The organism is Mucilaginibacter hurinus, from assembly GCF_003324525.1.
Classification (GTDB): Bacteria; Bacteroidota; Bacteroidia; order Sphingobacteriales; family Sphingobacteriaceae; genus Mucilaginibacter; species Mucilaginibacter hurinus.
This window is the reverse complement of sequence record NZ_QGDC01000001.1, coordinates 586,745-605,729: the sequence shown is the minus strand read 5'-3', so window position 1 is coordinate 605,729 and position 18,985 is coordinate 586,745. Positions and strand designations below refer to the sequence as shown.

Sequence of the window (18,985 nt, the reverse complement as noted above, 5' to 3'; positions counted from 1 at the left end):
AAGAATACAACAAAAATTGCTTACTATCCTATCAGAACTACTGATAAAACGTCCACGAAACCCCGAATTTCAATAATCTGTCCTGCATCGGGTACCTGTTCACCGTGTAAAAGCCCTGGCTTAATAACCCCTGGTTGGCATAATCATACTGCACAAACAAATTGGTGCGGTATAGTGTGGCTTTCAAAAAGGCGGTAACTACCGGGTACGAGGTAAAGGTAACATCGGGCCCGTTGTAAAACTGTCCGAGACCTGTGGCATAGGAAGGAGCAACATATGGCGTGTTATAACGCACCGTTACCCCTAAGTGATTATGCAACACCTTAAACCAGGTTGACACGAAGTACAAGCTGCTGTACGTATAAACCTCGGGTGTACGCAGTGTATTCTGAAAATCTGTTTTTTGATAAACGGCATAGTTGTCAAAATGCCATCTGCGCCATTTAAGATTTTTGCCCACACTTATTTTCAGCAGGTTAATCGGGCTGTTTAATTGTTCAGGGTGCGCGTCCTTACCGCCTGGTTGTGCCGTAAAGTATATGTAATCGTTTATTAAAAAGTATTCGGCCTTAACATCAAGCTGTAAGGGTTCATTTATGTAGCTAAAAGAAAGATTTGTAGTTTTAACGTTACTAAAATCGTTCTTAAATATATAATGGTTTGATATCCAGTTGGTGGTAACCAACGGCGGCGAACTGTTTTGCTGATACGCACCCAATATTACTTTGCCTACTTTGTTGCCGCCGGCCAGTATGAGTTTGGCATCGTACAAAAAGTTACCAAAGTCACGGCCCTGCACTATTTGGCGTATATCTGCCTCAAGTACAATACGGTCGCTAAAACGGTAACCGGCCCTGCCTTTAATGGTAATATTTTGGAAGGTGGTGTTTTGCACCTTATTTTTACGGATAAACTGGCTGCCAAATTCGTTTACACCTGTGTCTAAAACGTGCTGGGTATAGTTGTAAAAATCATGAGCCAGCCCTACATCCAGCTTAACTTCGTTTTTTACAAAACTTACTGACTTGCCGCGCAAATAAAAACTGTACGAAAAGTCATTATGCATTTGATTTACCCTCAACGAATCATTTGATACCCTCGCGCTAAAATAATGATCGGGGAAAACCCGGTATATATCCTGGTCGTTTTGGCGGAAATTAAAAGTACTTTGTGTGTAATGAAGCGTATGTGACACACGCTGAGTAGGCAATATACTTGATGTTTCAATGCCGGATCTTACGCTGTCAATGCGGCCCAGGTAATAAAACTGCTTAAAATAAACCCCCGTTTGCTTTTGTTGCTGATAGGAGTTTGGCAGGCGTACGTCTTCGAAATTTTTACCGAATATAACTGAACTGCCGCTAAACACGGTGTCATTTAATATACCGCCGGTTTCAGGGGCTTTCAGGTTATTGTATATGGCGTTAGCAAGTAAATTGTACCGCTTGCTTTTTGACTCGTACCAGGTAAAAAAAACGGCATTTACATCGCTTACATTCTGTGATATTTTGTCGGTACCATAAAACCCTCTTGATCCATTAAAGTTCAGGTTAAAGCCTACGTTCCACTCAGGCTTTACATTTTGGGTATGTGTTATACGCACAAGCTGCTCTTTGTTGCCGCCGCCCACGTAAAATATATTGGTAAACTGTACCCTTGCTTTGTAATAGTTAACTTTCTCCGGCGTCATCAGGTATGGATCAAGCGAATGCTGACCCACATCAAACCCGATTGTTTTGACAGGCTCAAATAAAAGGGGGCGTTGTGTAATCCCGGTATAACCGCCAAGGCTTATGCGTGGGCTGCGTGGTTGTGTTAAAGGGCTATAATTTTCAAAATTAACCAGCCCGGTGTCAAGCGCAAATATTTGTGTGCTATCACTCATAAAGCGCTCACTGCTCACCCTGATAAACTTTGACGTAAACACCACCGAATCTTCTTTTTCTTCTTCGCGCTTGCGCAGGGTATCAAGCATTTGCTCATCGGTAAGCTGCTTTTGCGCACCTTGCCTGCTGGTGTCACGCATGTAATTGGGTTGCCGCTGCCCGGGATACTGGTTTGTTTGACCTCTGTTAGGGAATTGGGCAAACCCTGCCTGTGCCGATAAGCTTATCAGCAGAATGAATATATATTTTAGCCTTAGATGCATTAATTATTAGCGGCTATGAGTTCTTTCAGTATCAACGTCATTTTTGGTTCGGCAGCGGCGGCTACCTCCAGTATCTCATCTAACGACACGGGCTTAAGATCTTCCGGCCAGCCTTCGTCAGTAAGCACCGAGATAGCAAACACGGGCAAATCCATGTGCCTGGCAACAATTACTTCTGGCACCGTGCTCATGCCAACCGCGTCGCCACCTATTATACGCAGATACCTGTATTCGGCCCTGGTTTCAAGGTTGGGACCCGTAACTGCAACATATACACCCTTATGACAGATGATATTATTTGCCGAAGCGATATTTAACGCTTTACTGATTAAGTCAATACGGTAAGGCTGGCTCATATCCGGAAAACGCGGGCCAAGCTCTTCGTTGTTACGCCCGGTCAGCGGATTTTGCGGCTGCATGTTTATATGATCTTCAATAATCATAAGGTCGCCTTTTTTAAAGGCGGGGTTAAGCGCCCCGCTGGCGTTTGATACATAAAGTGTTTTAATACCCAGTGCTTTTAACACCCTCACCGGAAAGGTGATTTGCTGCATGCTGTATCCTTCATAATAATGTAGCCGGCCCTGCATTGCCACTACTTTAACACCTCCCAGGGTACCAAATATCAGCTTGCCCGAATGAAACTCCAGCGTTGAAACCGGAAAATCCGGAATGTTTGAATACATCAGCTGTTTTTCCACCTCAATTTCATTTACCAGTCCGCCAAGCCCTGTACCTAAAATTATGCCTGCTTCAGGCTCAAAGTCGCCTATGCGGCTTTTAATGTATGCGGTTGTTCGCTGTATGTTTTCTAACATAGTTTATTATCAGTTCATCAAATTGTTGCTGCCCGTTATCATGAAAGTTTATGCCAATGGGCAAAACTAAAAACGGCAGCTGCTTTACCTGCTGCATCAGTTCCTGTTCACCTAAACGCTGTGCATCCTTTTCTGTTGTGATAAGCAATTTTTTTTGTGCGGAGCAGGCCGAAAATTCTACGGCAAGTTTACTGATATTTTTTAAGCTAAACTGATGATGGTCGGGATATTTGTGATGGATTATAGTGGGCGTGTATTTTTTAATGTGCTGCACCAGTGGGGTACTATTGGCTATGCCTGTTAAAAGGTATACCGTTGTGTTAATATTTATAGTGGTTTGTACGTCGTCGCCCTGCAGGTTTTGCAGGGGCCGGTAATTAATTGCTGTGAAAAAAACTTGCTGGAATGGAAACGGCTTCACGCGTGCTATAATCCTGGCTTTTTCTTCGGCCGATAGTTCATCAGGGCATTTGCTTATTATAATAATATCCGCCCGCCACCGCCCTATAAATGGCTCACGCAAATTTCCTGCAGGCAGGAGCCACCGGGGCTCGTTTAAGCGATTATAGTCAAACAATAAAACACTTAAGCCCGGCTTTACTGCGCGATGCTGGTACGCGTCATCCAATAGTATCAACTCGTGTTGGGGTAATAAACGGCTGATGCCTGCTACCCTGCCTTCGCAAACGGCAACCGTTATCTCCGGAAACTTGTGTTTAAACTGTGCGGGTTCGTCTCCTGCTTCGGTAGCCGTAGCACTTGTGCCAACATTTATAAAGCCGGTGGTTTTGCGGCCGTAGCCACGGCTTAGTGTTGCTATTTTATAATCATTTTTTAGCAGACGGATAAGATACTCCGTCATGGGGCTTTTGCCTGCGCCGCCTACATCAAGGTTACCTACAGATATAACCGGAACATTAAATTCTGTGCTTTTAAATATACCTGCATCATACAACCAGTTACGAATGCTTGTTACCGCTGCATAAAGTATTGAAAAAGGGAATAAAAGCAGGCGCAGAATTTTCATAAAACAGGGTAAAGATAGCAAAACGCTTTTTTGTCAAACCCAATGGTTTTCTTAAATATATGATCCGTTTATTTTTACACTTAGTGTACATTCGTCAATGGCACATCCACACAAATACCCGTATGTTTGTGTTGTATTATTTTGGACCTCATAAAATTATGCTTAAAGGATTTTTCAACGTCCCTAAGCCGCAGAACGAGCCTGTATTAAATTACGGGCCGGGCAGTGCCGAGCGCGCATCATTGCAGGCCGCGCTACAGCAGGCACGGTCATACATTGCGGATATACCCATGTATATAGGCGCAGATGAAGTGCGCACGGGCAAAACAGGCGAGGTACGTCCGCCGCATGATCATAAACATTTATTAGCCAAGTTTCACGAAGGTGATGCGACCCATGTTACTGCTGCCATAAACGCGGCCCTTGCCGCTAAGGCAGGCTGGGAGGACCTGGCATGGGAGCAACGCGCAGCCATATTTTTAAAGGCTGCAGAACTTATTGCGGGCCCATACCGCGACAAGATTAACGCCGCTACAATGCTCGGCCAGTCCAAAAACGTTTACCAGGCAGAAATAGATTCGGCTTGTGAACTTATTGATTTCTTGCGCTTTAATGTGCATTACATGACCGAGATATATCAGCAGCAACCGCCCATATCTCCAAAAGGTATTTGGAACCGTGTAGAGCAGCGCCCCCTTGAAGGGTTTGTGTTTGCGCTCACACCTTTCAATTTTACCGCCATTGCCGGTAACCTGCCTGCCAGCGCGGCTATGATGGGTAATGTAGTGGTATGGAAACCTGCCTATACTCAAATTTATGCTGCTAATGTAATCATGCAGGTGCTGCGTGAAGCCGGTTTGCCGTCGGGGGTGATCAACCTGATATATGTTGATGGCCCTGTGGCGGGTGACGTTATATTCAGCCACCATGATTTCGCCGGTATACATTTTACAGGTTCTACCGGGGTGTTCCAAAATATCTGGAAAACCATTGGCAATAATATACATCAATACAAAACGTATCCCCGCATAGTAGGTGAAACCGGCGGCAAAGATTTTGTACTTGCCCATTCCAGCGCGGATGCAGAGGTGGTAAGTACGGCCCTTTTGCGCGGCGCTTTTGAGTACCAGGGACAAAAATGCTCGGCCGCATCACGTGCTTACATCCCATTTTCGTTATGGCCTGCAGTTAAAGCTAATATGCAGCGTGACCTGGCATCGTTTAAAATGGGGCCTGTAGAAGATTTCAGCAATTTCATTAACGCGGTTATCAGCGAGGCGTCATTTGATAAGCTGGCAAACTACATTGATACGGCCCGGCAAGATAGTAATGTCGAATTGGTAGCCGGCGGCGGATATGATAAAAGTACCGGGTGGTTTATTGAACCTACGGTGCTACGGGTGAATGATCCATATTACACAACTATGTGCGAAGAGCTTTTCGGGCCCGTACTTTCGGTGTATGTATATAAAGATGAAAAGTTTGACGAAGTACTGGATATTGTGGATAAGACATCCGTTTATGCGCTTACAGGTTCAATCATTGCACAGGACAGGTATATTATAGCCAGGGCGACCCAATATTTGCGAAACGCAGCCGGAAACTTCTACATTAATGATAAACCTACCGGGGCGGTAGTAGGGCAGCAGCCATTTGGCGGTGCCCGCGGATCCGGCACCAATGATAAAGCCGGTTCAATGATAAATTTGCTACGCTGGGTGTCGCCACGCACTATTAAGGAAACTTTTGACCCGCCAAAAGATTACCGGTATCCTTTTTTGGGTTAAACACCCTCTAATCCGCAGGAAAAGCGTCAAAGATTCGATAAAAACAAAAAGCGCCAATGATTAGCCCATTGACGCTTTTTGCACTTACACCCCTCAGTGTCGAGGAGGCTTAAAGGATATTATGCCAATTGAAATTGAAATACATCATCCAGTCCGTTAGCGCTATCTGCACTAACCTGCAGATCTTTTATCAAGCCAGTGGCAAGGCCGTAAACCCAGCCATGTACCTGTAGCTCCTGGCCATTTTTCCAGGCGTTTTGTACAATTGAGGTTTTGCAAAGATTGTTTACGTTTTCAACTACGTTCAATTCAACCAACCTGTCTCCACGCTGTTTCTCGTCGGTAATAGCATCAAGTTCTTCTGCATGAAAACGGTAAACGTCCTTAATGTGACGCAGCCAGTTATCTATTATACCAACTGAGCTATGGCCCATGGCTGCAAGTACACCGCCGCAACCATAATGACCAACCACTATAACGTGTTTTACCTTCAATACGTTAACGGCATAATCAAGCACACTTAGCATGTTCATATCTGTGTGTATCACCATATTGGCTATATTACGGTGTACAAATATTTCACCAGGCTGGGTGTTGGTTATTTTATCAGCCGGAACACGGCTGTCGGCACAACCTATCCATAACACAGGAGGTTTTTGGCCTTTTGCTAATTTGTTAAAATAATCTGAGTCTTCTTTCAAGGTATCCTCAACAAACTTTTGGTTGCCCTCCAGCAAACTTTGGTAAGTTACATGGCTGGTATCAAGCGGGTCTTTTCCTAATTGTGCGCACATAGTATAAATGGTTTTGTTGTTATGTTAGTAAAAGTAATTAATTAAAGCGCTTCGCACTCTTTAAAAACACCGGCAGTTTAACAGCAGCCGGGCATAAACAATAATTTAAAATTTTTTAAGCCGGTTCTTCTTAAGCTTTATCCAGTTCTTTAAGTTTGGGCATATCATACCTATCCTTTATTCCCTTTAACTGCACTATAACACCTTTCGTAAATGCATTGTGCCTGTAATTATGAATAATTTCAAGCACATCAGGATCAATGTACCTTGAGTTGCTTCCATCAATAATAACATCACTGCCTTTGGGCAAGTTTGTAAGCATAAGTTGTATAGCAGCTTTATTTAAAAATGAAACTTCTTCTGCTAAATTAATATGGATGGTTTTTTTACCCTCACCATCATGAGTGATCTTATAGAAATAAGAGTTACGCAGATTGGTGTAGAGTATAAAGAAACCTGCAACAAATATACCTATTGCCACACCTTTCAATAAATCAATAAGCACTACCGCCAGTATAGTCACCACAAACGGAACAAATTGTGGTATCCCTTTATGCCACATATGCTTAAATAAAGCTATCCGGGTAAGTTTATAACCGGTCATTAACAGAATAGCCGCTAAACATGAAAGCGGTATCATATTAATAAGCGTAGGTATGGCCAGCAATGCTAAAAGCAGTAAAAGCCCGTGCGTAATGGCGCTCACCTTTGTACGAGCGCCGGCGTTAACGTTTGCTGATGAGCGTACAATAACTGCCGTAAGCGGCAGGCCCCCCAATAAACCACTGATTACGTTACCGGTGCCTTGCGCAATAAGTTCGCGATTGGTTGGCGATACACGCTTTATAGGGTCTATTTTGTCTACAGCCTCCAGACTGAGCAAACTTTCGATACTGGCTACAATAGCTATGGTTGCTGCCGTTAACCAAATATCGCCTCTGCTGAACATCTGACTAAAATCAGGCGCCTTAAACAGTCCAAAAAATTCTGTGGCGCTATTTACTACAGGAATAACCACGTATTGCTCTCTTTGAAGCGCTATACCGGTGCCGGTAAATACGGCTGCCAGTATACTGCCTATTACCACTACCAAAAGCGGCGCAGGCACTATCGCTACTTTTTTAATTTTTGGCCAAATATTTAATATGAGCAATGATACCGCAGCGATAATTACGGCGCCGTAGTTTATTTTTGAAAAAGCGGCAAATACGGCAGAAAAGGTGTTTTGGTGGTCAGCTTGTATAAAGCTTTCATCGCCTTCAAAATCAGCATCATAACCCACCGCGTGCGGAAATTGCTTCATTATAAGTATGATGCCTATTGCTGCCAGCATGCCCTCTATAACCGAAGATGGGAAATAATTAGCTATAATTCCGGCACGTACCAAGCCGAAGATTAACTGCATACATCCTGCTAAAACTACTGCAACTAAAAAGGTCTCATAACTTCCGAGACTGGCAATAGCGGCAAATACAATGGCTGTTAAGCCGGCAGCCGGACCGGCAACGCTTAATTGCGAGCCACTTATGGCGCCAACCACAATACCCCCTACTATACCGGTTAAAACACCGGCAAATAAAGGTGCACCTGATGCAAGCGCTATGCCTAAACAAAGCGGCAGGGCCACTAAAAATACTACTATACTTGCCGGCAGATCTTTTTTAAGATTTTTAGCCGAAAAATATTTTTTTACATTGAAAAATCCATCAGCACTTGGGCTGTGATCTTGTAGAGCCATAAATAATTATTAAACTGTAAAAGGTATTCGTAAAAACTGTGCCTGATAAGGCTTTAAGAAAAACGAGCCGTTTATACGTTTGGTGGCGGGGTGAGTACCGATGGGTAGTAGATATTATGATATATAAGGTTTTCCTGGTTGTGGAGTATGTTCATCTCAACCACATGCGTATTCATACGCACAAGTTGACTGTAATACTCATCGAAGGTTTTTTTCTCCTTCACGATATCCTTTTCAGTGGTGTCTTTATCCGATTTGGTTTCGTTTTCCAACTGAAGGATCACAGCCCTTACAACCTTATTATCAAGTCTGAAACCTACCGGCGCTATTGAGATCACCATCTTGGCAAAGAAGATAGTAATAAAAAGCAAAGCGACGAATATTTTAAAGTTCAAGACTTTCATCTTCGCAAATATAAAAAAATTAGCATACCAACACCGGTTTTATCGCGCATATAACAATATACTTACATTGAAGTAGTATAAGCAATACCCTAACACGTAACAGGTAATTTAGTTTGCTGCGGCTATTTATGGCCCACCGGCTATGTTATAATATAATTACTATTTTTAGCCGTCTTATAATTTAGCAACGTGGATAGTAAAATAAAAACCTTACAACAAAAACGTGAAGAAGCCCTTTTAGGGGGCGGAGCCGCGCGCATTGACGCACAACATAAAAAAGGTAAACTCACAGCTCGTGAGCGCCTGCATTTTTTACTGGATGAAGGTTCATTCCAGGAGATAGGAATGTTGGTGGCCCATCGTTCTACAGATTTTGGAATGGAAAAGGAAAAATATCCCGGCGACGGTGTTGTTACAGGTTATGGTACTATTAATGGCCGCCTGGTTTACGTTTTTTCGCAGGACTTTACCGTTTTTGGCGGCTCACTTTCTGAAACGCATGCTGAAAAAATATGTAAGATAATGGACCTGGCATTAAAAAATGGCGCGCCCGTAATTGGTCTGAACGATTCAGGCGGGGCACGAATCCAGGAAGGGGTAGTGTCATTAGGGGGTTACGCTGATATTTTTTACCGTAATACCATGGCCTCAGGTGTGGTGCCGCAAATATCGGCGGTAATGGGTCCGTGCGCGGGAGGCGCGGTTTACTCCCCGGCAATTACTGATTTTATATTGATGGTTGAAAACACCAGCTATATGTTTGTTACCGGACCCAATGTGGTTAAGACTGTAACACACGAGGTTGTTACTTCGGAAGAATTGGGTGGCGCTAATACGCACGCCACTAAATCGGGCGTAACTCATTTTGCCTGTGCTAATGAGATAGTGGCCATACAACATATCAAGCAGCTGCTAAGTTATATGCCGCAAAACTGCGAAGAAAAAGCACCTTCGTTGCCATATGAACCGGGCAATGAACTCAGGCCCGAATTAAACACTATTATGCCTGAAAACGCTTCGCAGCCTTATGATATCCGCGAGGTGATAAGCCATGTTATAGACGATGGATCGTTTTTGGAAGTACATAAAGATTTTGCCGAGAACATTATTGTAGGATTTGCACGCCTGGCAGGCCGCAGCATTGGTATCGTAGCCAACCAACCGGCATTTTTAGCGGGCGTTCTGGATATAAATTCGTCAACCAAAGGCGCGCGTTTCATACGCTTTTGCGATAGTTTTAATATTCCTTTACTGGTTTTTGAAGATGTACCCGGGTTTTTACCGGGTACCGACCAGGAGTGGAATGCTATTATTACCAACGGCGCCAAACTGCTGTACGCATTTTGTGAGGCTACAGTCCCTCGTGTAACGGTTATCACCCGTAAAGCTTATGGCGGGGCTTATGATGTAATGAACTCCAAACACATCGGTGCTGATTTAAATTACGCATGGCCGTCGGCAGAAATAGCGGTGATGGGTGCCAAAGGTGCTGCCGAAATTATTTTTAAACGCGAGATAAACGAGGCCGAAGACAAAGAAGCTAAATGGCAGGAAAAGGAACAGCTTTATTCGCGCATATTCGCTAACCCTTACCGTGCTGCCGAACGTGGTTTTGTTGATGAAGTAATTGAGCCCTCCGATACGCGTATCAAACTTATCCACGCGTTTAAAATGCTGGAGAATAAAGTGGTTAATAACCCAAGAAAAAAACACGGGAATATCCCGCTTTAACTGCCGTTAATTAAAAATTTATATTGGTACTTAGACTGCTATTGTTGGCTGCCAAAATCATATCTAATAAGCGTTAATAAAACCATTACATAAAAATTAAGGTTATATTTACAGCAATTTATACCCGCTATGAAAATCCAAATCGCCCTTTTTGTTTGCCTGTTTTCAGTAAGCCTGGCCGCCAGTGCCCAGGAATTAAAAGGTACGGTTTATGATGGGGGCAGCAATGCTAAAATGGCTAATGTGTTTGTACGCGACCTAAACAACAACCAGGTTACCATGACAGATAATAACGGGAATTTTTCGGTAAAAGCGGCGCCCGGGCATTTAGTAGTATTTACCTCGCCCGCTTACTTATCTGATACGATATATGTGGTGGACTTTGTGCCAAAAACAATACGTTTAGCCAGCGAAGGTGTATCGCTGCAGGAAGTAAATATTACAGGCAAGCGGCTATCCTTTGACCCAAGGAGGGATTATCGCCAGGTATATGAAAAAGCCAAAATAAGGCCACTGTCGCCTACATCATGGTTTAGTAAAGATGCACGTGATGCGCGTCGGTTAAAAAAATTCTTTAAACGTGAAGTACAGGAAAGGGAAATTGACGAGGTTTTCAATAAAAAATACGTAAGCAGCATTATACCGTTACGGGGCCAGGAACTGGAGGATTATATGACGCTTTACCGCCCAACATATGAATTTGCTACCAGTAGTGATGCCCAGGCCATGTTGCTTTATGTGAACGATACCTACAAAAAATTTAAAGCGCTGCCGCCCGAGAAGCAAAAGGCCGGCAGGCTGCAATAATCAGTTAAGGGCTTATTAAGCCGGAAACTATCAGCAAGTACTGTTATGAAGTAACGGGCAAAAATTGCACCTTTGCAGTCCGGATACCGGCACGCAATACATGAACCATTTTATAATTGATTTTGACAGTACGTTTACCCAGGTTGAGGCTTTAGACGAACTGGCGCGTATTTCATTAAAATCGCATCCCGACAGAGAGCAGATTTACCAACAGATAGAGGACCTTACTAACCTGGCGATGGAGGGTAAACTCTCTTTTAGCGAGAGTCTCGAAGGGCGCGTTAAGTTGCTGCAGGCTAATCGCGAACACCTTAAGTTGCTGGTAACTCATCTTAAAAAAAAGGTATCAACTTCTTTTTCACGTAATACGATATTCTTTAAAAATCATGCGGACGAGGTGCTTATAGTATCAGGCGGATTTAAAGAATTCATCACGCCGGTAGTAACGGAGTATCATATAAAAAAGGAAAATATTTATGCCAACACCTTTGTTTTTGACGAAGATGGTAATATTATAGGTTATGACCGTGACAACCCCCTTTCCAAAGAAGGCGGAAAGGTGATTCTATTAAAGGAATTAAATTTACAGGGCGATATTTATGGTATTGGAGATGGCTATTCTGATTTTCAGTTAAAAGAGTCGGGCCTTATTAAAAAGTTTTTTGCTTTTACTGAAAATATCGAACGTAAATCAGTTGCTGAAAAAGCTGACCACATCACGCCGAGCTTTGATGAGTTTTTATACATTAACAAGCTGCCACGTGCTATATCATATCCCAAAAACCGCATAAAATGCCTTGTTGCCGGCAACGTGGACGAAGAGGCGCTTGCACAAATGCGTAAAGAGGGTTATAACATCAGGCATAAAGACAAAATAGAAGCTGAATATTTACAGGAGGCCGGTGTGTTGTTATGCGCCGAGGATACCCAACCCACCTCTGAGCAATTGCAAAACGCCGGCCGGCTAAAAGTTATCGGCATTTTTGGTAAAGTACAAAGCCGTAAACTGGCAGAAGTAGCTTGCGATAACGGCATCATTGTTTTTGACGATCCGAAATACAACCCGCGCAATGTTGATTTTATACCAAAGCGTGTAATTGCTTTTATGAATGAGGGGAAAACACATACCAGCTGTAATTTCCCTGATTTGCAGCCGCCGCGTGTAAGCAACGCGCACAGGCTAATACACATTCACAAGAATGTACCGGGTATACTGGCTAAAATAAACGAAGTTTTTGCCAACCATAACATTAACATTGTGGGCGAATTTTTGGTTACCAACCCCCAAATAGGTTACGTAATTACGGATGTGAATACCGGTTATGATCCGGAAGTGCTTAACGAGCTAAAAACCATCGCACATACCATAAAGTTCAGATTATTGTACTAGTTGCTGTTAAAAGTTCACGGTTCATGGCCGCTTCAACTTTGAGCCATGAACTGTAAGTTACTCATTAAATGGCACCACAAGTACCGGAACTTTGGCGTGGCGTACTACGCCTTCAGCTACATCGCCCATTAAAAACCTGTCAAGTCCGCTGCGCTTATGCGTTCCCACAACAATCAGGTCGGCACCAAATTCAGTTGCACACTGTAAAATGCCTTCGGCTGTTGAGCCATATTCGCTAAAGTGAGTAACGTTCAAATCGGCGCCAAACTCATTTATGGTGCGGTCAATTATTCTCTCAGATATGGTTGACTGGGAATTAATAAGGTCTACCTCTTCAGGCGAAGAGACATTGGCCAGCGGCATGCCCAATATGCTGTCAGAGGTGTCAAGTGGCGACACAATAGGCTCAATAACGTTTACCAAACCCAAAGCCGCATTAAATTTTCGCGCAATGCCAAATCCGTACTTAGCCGCATGATGTGCGTATTTGCTGTCGTCTATTCCGATGATTATTTTTTTTATGTCCATTGCCAAATGTTTTGTGATAATGAATTATATAACAATTAAGTATTATTTTGTTTGGGTGTAATATTGCAAGCAAATATATGGGGCGTAGCCAGCGCATGTTACCTTTGCAGCTTGCTATCGCAATTAAAGTTAAGTATATTTAATGAAAGACATTGTATTAGTTTTTATAGGTGGCGGCCTGGGCAGTTTGGCCCGGTTTGCAGTAGGCAAATTTTACATGCAATGGCAGCCCGGGTTCCCTTACGCAACGTTAACATCTAATTTTTTAAGCTGCCTGGTTTTTGGCGTAGTAGTAATAGCCGGGGTACAAAAGCTAAATCTTAATTATACTTTAAAATTGCTGTTAGTAACCGGTTTTTGCGGAGGCTTCAGTACCTATTCGGCATTTACTTTTGAAACCGTTGAGTTATTTAAGAATGGCCAACATAACATGGCTTTAATAAACATCATGGTAAATTTTGCGCTGTCAGTTTTAGGATTGTACATCGGTTTTTTGCTCGGAAGGTTAGCATTTAGTTTGTAAATGATCGTTATTTTGTAAAAAGAAAGTCAAGTTGTGTTGTAACAGCGGTTTATAGCGTATAGCCTATGAACTGAATGATAAAATAGCTAACTTGCCATTTAGAATAAAATACGCATTATTATGACCGAGACGTTGGACATCCAGATCACCAAAACTACACATTCGCGATTAGCGGAAACGGATTTTGATAACCTGCCCTTCGGAAAAACATTTTCTGACCACATGTTTGTGGCGGATTATGCCGATGGCGAGTGGAAAAATTTCCGAGTGGTTCCTTACGGCGAAATCGGGTTTAGCCCCGCTATTTCAGCCCTGCATTACGGACAAGCTTTTTTTGAAGGATTAAAAGCTTATAAACATGCAGATGGTAAGGTGGTCATTTTCCGCCCCGATAAAAATGCCGAACGTTTTAATAAGTCGGGCGAGCGCCTTTGTATGCCTGCCCTGCCCGAAGAGATATTTTTACAAGGTATAGCAGCTGTTGTTGATATTGACCGTGATTGGATACCCACACGGGCTAACCACTCACTGTACATACGGCCGTTTATGTTTGCTACCGACCCGTTTTTAGGCGTACAGCCGTCATCAACATATAAATTTATTGTACTTACAGGTCCGGTTGGCCCGTATTTCTCAAAAACACTGCGGGTTAAAATAGAATCGCACTATACCCGGGCAGCCGAAGGCGGTATGGGGTTTGCTAAAGCAGCGGGCAACTATGGCAGTTCATTAATGCCGGCCAAAAAAGCTGTTGATGAAGGTTTTGACCAACTGATATGGACTGATGCCAAAAGCCATGAGTACATCGAAGAAATGGGCGCCGCAAATGCCATGTTTGTATTGGATGGAAAGCTTATAACGCCTACTGCCGGTGACAGCATATTAAAAGGCGTAACCCGCGATTCGGTTATGTGCCTGGCACGGGAGTGGGGTATGACTGTTGAAGAACGGCCTGTATCAGTGGCTGAGATTATTGAAGGTGCTAAAAACGGTAAACTTACCGATGCATTTGGCGCCGGTACAGCCGCCACAATTGCGCCGGTAGGCTCAATCAGTTATGATGGGGAAGAATACTTTTTAAGCGACCCGAAAGACAGAGAGTTTTCGCAAAAGGTACTTAAAACACTTGATGCAATTAAAAATGGTACAGAGCCTGATACCCGCGGCTGGACCTACGTTGTTTAACAGATGACGGTTTTGGTACAACTAATGGCCCCGGATACGGGGCCTTTTTGTTTAATGCAATTAAAACTTCTTTTTCGTTTCAGTAATATGAGCCAAGTGGTGCCTGCCGTGCCATGCATATACTCCCAGCGTTTTTAACAGTGTGTTGCTTGCCCCTGTTTCAGGATGCACAAAAGTGCGGTTCCACTCCCTTTCGGTAAAGTTCTCAAATAAAACTACCAGGTGCTGGTGCACCCCTTCTAATATTTTCAACGAAGGTTCAACAGCCAAACGGTAATCAGGCAGCAGCGCCCAGTAAGCCTCTTCATACGGCTTAATAATAGGATTTTCTTCTGTAAGCGCTAATTTTATACGGGTGATGGAGTTAATATGACTGTCGGCAACATGATGCACTACCTGGCGCAGCGTCCAGCCGCCTTCGCGGTAAGGGGTGTCCAGTTCGTCATCATTAAGCCCGATTACAGCCTGGCGCAATAAACCTGGCAGCATGCGGATATCATTTATCCATCGGCGTATGTCATCTGCTGTAACCTCGGTTGGTGGCGTAAATTTTCCTATAGGATAGCGCATTTGTTCGTCTGTAAGTTCCATTATCTTGATATTTTGGTCCAATTTAACTTTTCGGGTTGGTATTACAAGTAATACTAACAAGCCATGCTAACGTTGATTTCAGCCTCCGGTTTAATAAATTACAGTACCTGTAAATAAAACCCGGGAGCTTATTAAAGAAGATTTTTTGTAATTCCTAAACGGGTTAAAAAAGTAAAGCCCCTGATGGGCAGGGGCCTTTACTAACCAATTATAAACCTAAATTATGAGAAGAGCTGTAGGAGAAGGAGTCGAACCTTCACGGAGTGGTTATTTCTATTGCTAAAAGTTTCCCAATTTCTCCGCCACCGCGACGAGGAGGTGTGTCTGCCAAAAATTTCACCATCCTACAGTGTATGTCCCGACTTTGCGTCGGGATGCTGTTGGGGAAGGATTCGAACCTCCACAGAGTAGTTAGCCCCCGAAAGGGTTTCCTATGATCTCCGCCACCGGGACAAGGAGGTGTGTCTGCCAAAAATTTCACCACCCAACATTGTTTTTTATTTTAAAGAACGACAAGCGTTTGTCATTTGCTTAATACAAATTTAAAGTACTTCGTAATTTCTTGCAAATATTTCAACAAAATAATTTTATTTTTATTCAGATTTTAATTAAACTTGTATTAAAATATAGATTTTTTAATTTATGCCCCACAGAAAAGCCCAAAATTTAGAAATTGATAATCTGGATATACAGATATTATCAATATTAATGAAAAATGCGACCACCCCTTATACCGAGATCGCAAAGGAATTGATCGTGTCAGGCGGCACCATACATGTGCGTATGAAGAAGCTTGAGGAAATGGGTGTTATTAAAGGAGCAAGCCTTGAGGTTGATCCGCAGAAGCTTGGTTATGATATTACCGCTTTCCTTGGTATTTACCTTGAAAAAGGTTCCCAATACCAGGAAGCTGTTACCCAGCTAAAAAAGATCCCCGAAATTGTTGAATTGCATTACACCACCGGGAGCTGGAGTATTTTTGCAAAAATTGTATGTCACGATACAAACCATCTGCGCGAGGTATTGAACGAAAATATACAAAGCGTGTCGGGTATTCAGCGTACCGAAACTTTCATATCGTTAGAGGAAAGCATTAAAAGGCAGATCACTTTGGAGTAAACTTTACTTAAATTTGTTTTTTAAGGCTGCAAGTTTTACAGCGATATCGGTTTCGGGTAGTGGTGTTTGTTGTTTGGGTTTTACCGGAAACCGCTCAACAGTTTTTCGCAGGGCCTGCGGTTTTTCGTCACCTTTCATCGATAACGATATCCTTTTGCGGTTAACATCCACTTCAGTAACCGTCACCTCAACTTTTTGATGGACCTTCAGCACTTCGTTAGGGTCTTTTATAAAACGGTTGGTTATCTGGCTCAAATGTACTAGCCCGTCCTGATGTACGCCAATATCAACAAAAGCCCCAAAGTTGGTAATGTTGGTAACAATACCCGGCAGTTTCATGCCCACCTTAAGGTCGCCTATGGCGTTAATGCCGTCGGTAAAGCTAAATGCTTCAAACTGTTCGCGCGGGTCGCGGCCGGGTTTAGCCAGTTCGGCCATAATATCATTTAATGTTGGCAAACCCACCGTTGCTGATACATATTTTTGCAGCGGAATGCTTTTGCGGAGTTTATCATCGGTCATTAGTTGTTTTACAGAGCAGTTAAGGTCTTTGGCCATTTGCTCAACCAGCGTATAGCGTTCGGGATGCACGGCGCTGGTATCTAAAGGGTTTTCGGCATCCCGTATGCGCAGAAAACCCGCCGCCTGCTCATAAGCTTTATCACCTAAGCGTGCCACTTTGCGCAGTTGGTCGCGGCGTTTAAAAGCACCATTTTGATCGCGATATTCCACAATATTTTGAGCGAGTTGCGGGCCCAGGCCCGATATATAGGACAATATTTGTTTTGACGCAGTATTCAATTCCACACCCACTGCGTTAACACAACTGATAACTGTATCGTCGAGTGAGGTTTGCAGTTTGTTCTGGTCAACATCATGCTGATATTGGCCAACACCTATTGATTTAGGATCAATCTTTACCAGTTCAGCCAGCGGGTCCATTAGCCTGCGGCCGATAGACACCGCGCCGCGTACGGTAACGTCTTTATCCGGGAACTCCTCGCGCGCTACGTCAGAAGCTGAATAAATAGATGCGCCACTCTCGTTAACCATTACCACGGTAGCACCGGCAAGGGCAAGGCCGCGCACAAAAACTTCCGTTTCGCGGCCGGCCGTGCCGTTACCTATAGCGATAGCCTGAATGTTGTACTTATCGTACAAGTGCTGTATATCCTTGCCGGCCTGCACGGTGCCGCCCGCACCGGTATGGGGGTAAATTGTAGCATTCTCCAGCAGCTTGCCCTGCTCATCCAGGCAAACAACCTTGCAACCGGTACGAAAGCCCGGATCAATAGCCATTACCCGTTTCTGGCCCAACGGCGCGCTTAACAGCAGTTGCCTTGCGTTCTCTGCAAACACACGTATGGCTTCTTCGTCTGCAGCTTTTTTAGTAAACAGCCGCACCTCGGTTTCCATGCCGGGTTTAAGTAAGCGTTTATAGCCGTCGGCAATAGCGATACGTACCTGGCCGGCTGATTGATTGTTGCCTTTGATAAATTGTTTTTCCAACAAGGCTATCGCTTCATCTTCATCCGGCTGTATGTCCAACCATAAAAATTCTTCTTTCTCGCCGCGCCGCATGGCAAGCACGCGGTGGGAGGGTGCTGTTCTAACCGGTTCTGTCCAGTCAAAATAGTCTTTATATTTTATGCCTTCCTGCTCCTTGCCGGTAATTACCTTGCTTTGAAACGTGCCTTTCTCAATAAACAAGGCACGCATTTTAGCGCGCGTGTCAGCATCTTCACTGATAGTCTCTGCAATTATATCCCTTGCGCCGGCTAATGCTTCTTCGGCCGTGCTGACGCCTTTGTCCGCATCAACGTATTTTTCGGCTTCCAGTTGTACGTCTACCCTCATTTGCTCGAGTATAGTGTCTGCCAATGGTTGCAATCCTTTCTCACGTGCAGTAGTGGCGCGGGTTTTTCTTTTGGGCCGGTAGGGCAGGTATATATCTTCTAAAAGCACCATAGTTTCGGCGGCATTTATTTTCGCTTCCAGTTCGGGCGTTAGCTTGCCCATTTCCGTGAGGGATTTAAGTATGGCCTCCCGTCGCTTGTCCAGTTCGCGTAACTGTTGTATGCGGTCGCGTACGGCTGCAACTTCAACTTCATCCAAACTGCCGGTAAGTTCTTTACGGTAACGGGAAATAAAAGGCACGGTTGCGCCTTCGTCAAGCAAGCCAACCGTGGCACTTACCTGTTTTTCGGCTATTGAAAGTTCAGCAGCGATTTTTTTCAAATGAGCAGTCATACGCAAATTTTTGGTTTGCGAAGTTGGCGTACTTTAGCGAGAAATCAAAGCAGTGTGGAGAATTGGCTATTATGATTATTTAACCACAGAGATAGCAGAGAATTTGCACAGAGGACACAGAGAAGTTACCTGATCTCTAATCCC

General features: G+C 43.8%; 16 protein-coding genes and 1 tRNA gene. 7 read left to right on the top strand and 10 right to left on the bottom strand.

Annotated features, from left to right (window positions below):
• Positions 1–37 precede the first annotated feature (37 nt).
• From DJ568_RS02685 to lpxK, 3 genes are read right to left on the bottom strand one after another with little or no spacing between them, the layout of a single operon-like run.
• Complete coding sequence (locus tag DJ568_RS02685; RefSeq protein WP_114003677.1) at positions 38–2,149, bottom strand: putative porin; 2,112 nt, start codon at positions 2,147–2,149, stop codon at positions 38–40.
• The gene (locus tag DJ568_RS02680) at positions 2,149–2,967 is read right to left on the bottom strand and encodes a purine-nucleoside phosphorylase (RefSeq protein WP_114003676.1); all 819 of its coding nucleotides are present in this window, start codon (positions 2,965–2,967) and stop codon (positions 2,149–2,151) included. The genes DJ568_RS02685 and DJ568_RS02680 overlap by 1 nt, the downstream gene beginning before the upstream one ends.
• Positions 2,930–3,994: a tetraacyldisaccharide 4'-kinase gene (gene lpxK / locus DJ568_RS02675; protein WP_114003675.1), complete on the bottom strand. Its 1,065-nt coding sequence runs from the start codon at positions 3,992–3,994 to the stop codon at positions 2,930–2,932. The genes DJ568_RS02680 and lpxK overlap by 38 nt, the downstream gene beginning before the upstream one ends.
• Before the next feature lie 158 nt (positions 3,995–4,152).
• Here lpxK and pruA point away from each other — a divergent pair, with 158 nt between their 5' ends.
• Complete coding sequence (gene pruA / locus DJ568_RS02670; protein WP_114003674.1) at positions 4,153–5,781, top strand: L-glutamate gamma-semialdehyde dehydrogenase; 1,629 nt, start codon at positions 4,153–4,155, stop codon at positions 5,779–5,781.
• Positions 5,782–5,900: 119 nt separating this feature from the next.
• Here the strand turns inward: pruA and can are convergent, their stop codons facing one another.
• The 3 genes from can to DJ568_RS02655 form a co-directional block, all read right to left on the bottom strand.
• Positions 5,901–6,575 carry a carbonate dehydratase gene (gene can / locus DJ568_RS02665; RefSeq protein ID WP_114003673.1) on the bottom strand — a complete coding sequence of 225 codons (675 nt, stop codon included), beginning with the start codon at positions 6,573–6,575 and terminating at the stop codon, positions 5,901–5,903.
• 130 nt (positions 6,576–6,705) lie between these two features.
• A complete protein-coding gene (locus DJ568_RS02660; protein WP_114003672.1) occupies positions 6,706–8,313 on the bottom strand; it encodes a SulP family inorganic anion transporter in 1,608 nt (535 codons plus the stop codon).
• A gap of 71 nt (positions 8,314–8,384) precedes the next feature.
• Positions 8,385–8,717, bottom strand: a complete 333-nt coding sequence (locus tag DJ568_RS02655; protein ID WP_114003671.1) for a hypothetical protein — start codon at positions 8,715–8,717, stop codon at positions 8,385–8,387.
• Between the two features lie 189 nt (positions 8,718–8,906).
• On the opposite strand from DJ568_RS02655, the gene DJ568_RS02650 reads away from it, so the two are divergent.
• The 3 genes from DJ568_RS02650 (at position 8,907) to DJ568_RS02640 (ending at position 12,645) form a co-directional block, all read left to right on the top strand.
• A complete protein-coding gene (locus DJ568_RS02650; RefSeq protein ID WP_114003670.1) occupies positions 8,907–10,448 on the top strand; it encodes an acyl-CoA carboxylase subunit beta in 1,542 nt (513 codons plus the stop codon).
• A 129-nt stretch (positions 10,449–10,577) separates the two neighbouring features.
• Positions 10,578–11,255, top strand: coding sequence for a peptidase associated/transthyretin-like domain-containing protein (locus tag DJ568_RS02645; RefSeq protein ID WP_114003669.1), 678 nt, complete (start codon positions 10,578–10,580; stop codon positions 11,253–11,255).
• A gap of 100 nt (positions 11,256–11,355) precedes the next feature.
• Positions 11,356–12,645 carry an HAD-IB family phosphatase gene (locus tag DJ568_RS02640; protein WP_114003668.1) on the top strand — a complete coding sequence of 430 codons (1,290 nt, stop codon included), beginning with the start codon at positions 11,356–11,358 and terminating at the stop codon, positions 12,643–12,645.
• Positions 12,646–12,702: 57 nt separating this feature from the next.
• On the opposite strand, the gene DJ568_RS02635 is transcribed toward DJ568_RS02640, so the two are convergent.
• Complete coding sequence (locus DJ568_RS02635) at positions 12,703–13,173, bottom strand: universal stress protein (protein WP_114003667.1); 471 nt, start codon at positions 13,171–13,173, stop codon at positions 12,703–12,705.
• Between the two features lie 142 nt (positions 13,174–13,315).
• Here DJ568_RS02635 and crcB point away from each other — a divergent pair, with 142 nt between their 5' ends.
• Positions 13,316–13,696, top strand: coding sequence for a fluoride efflux transporter CrcB (gene crcB / locus DJ568_RS02630; RefSeq protein ID WP_114003666.1), 381 nt, complete (start codon positions 13,316–13,318; stop codon positions 13,694–13,696).
• Between the two features lie 120 nt (positions 13,697–13,816).
• Positions 13,817–14,881, top strand: coding sequence for a branched-chain amino acid aminotransferase (locus DJ568_RS02625; protein ID WP_114003665.1), 1,065 nt, complete (start codon positions 13,817–13,819; stop codon positions 14,879–14,881).
• A gap of 60 nt (positions 14,882–14,941) precedes the next feature.
• Here the strand turns inward: DJ568_RS02625 and DJ568_RS02620 are convergent, their stop codons facing one another.
• Together DJ568_RS02620 and DJ568_RS17145 are read right to left on the bottom strand one after the other, a co-directional pair.
• Positions 14,942–15,472 (bottom strand): YfiT family bacillithiol transferase, encoded by a 531-nt coding sequence (locus DJ568_RS02620; protein WP_114003810.1) that lies wholly within the window; start codon positions 15,470–15,472, stop codon positions 14,942–14,944.
• Between the two features lie 377 nt (positions 15,473–15,849).
• Positions 15,850–15,962: transfer RNA gene (locus tag DJ568_RS17145), tRNA-Asp, on the bottom strand.
• Positions 15,963–16,114: 152 nt separating this feature from the next.
• Between DJ568_RS17145 and DJ568_RS02615 the strand changes: the two genes are divergently transcribed.
• Positions 16,115–16,591 (top strand): Lrp/AsnC ligand binding domain-containing protein, encoded by a 477-nt coding sequence (locus DJ568_RS02615; protein ID WP_114003664.1) that lies wholly within the window; start codon positions 16,115–16,117, stop codon positions 16,589–16,591.
• Between the two features lie 3 nt (positions 16,592–16,594).
• Here DJ568_RS02615 and DJ568_RS02610 read toward each other — a convergent pair whose 3' ends face one another.
• Positions 16,595–18,841, bottom strand: coding sequence for a Tex family protein (locus DJ568_RS02610; protein WP_114003663.1), 2,247 nt, complete (start codon positions 18,839–18,841; stop codon positions 16,595–16,597).
• Between the last annotated feature and the right edge of the window lie 144 nt (positions 18,842–18,985).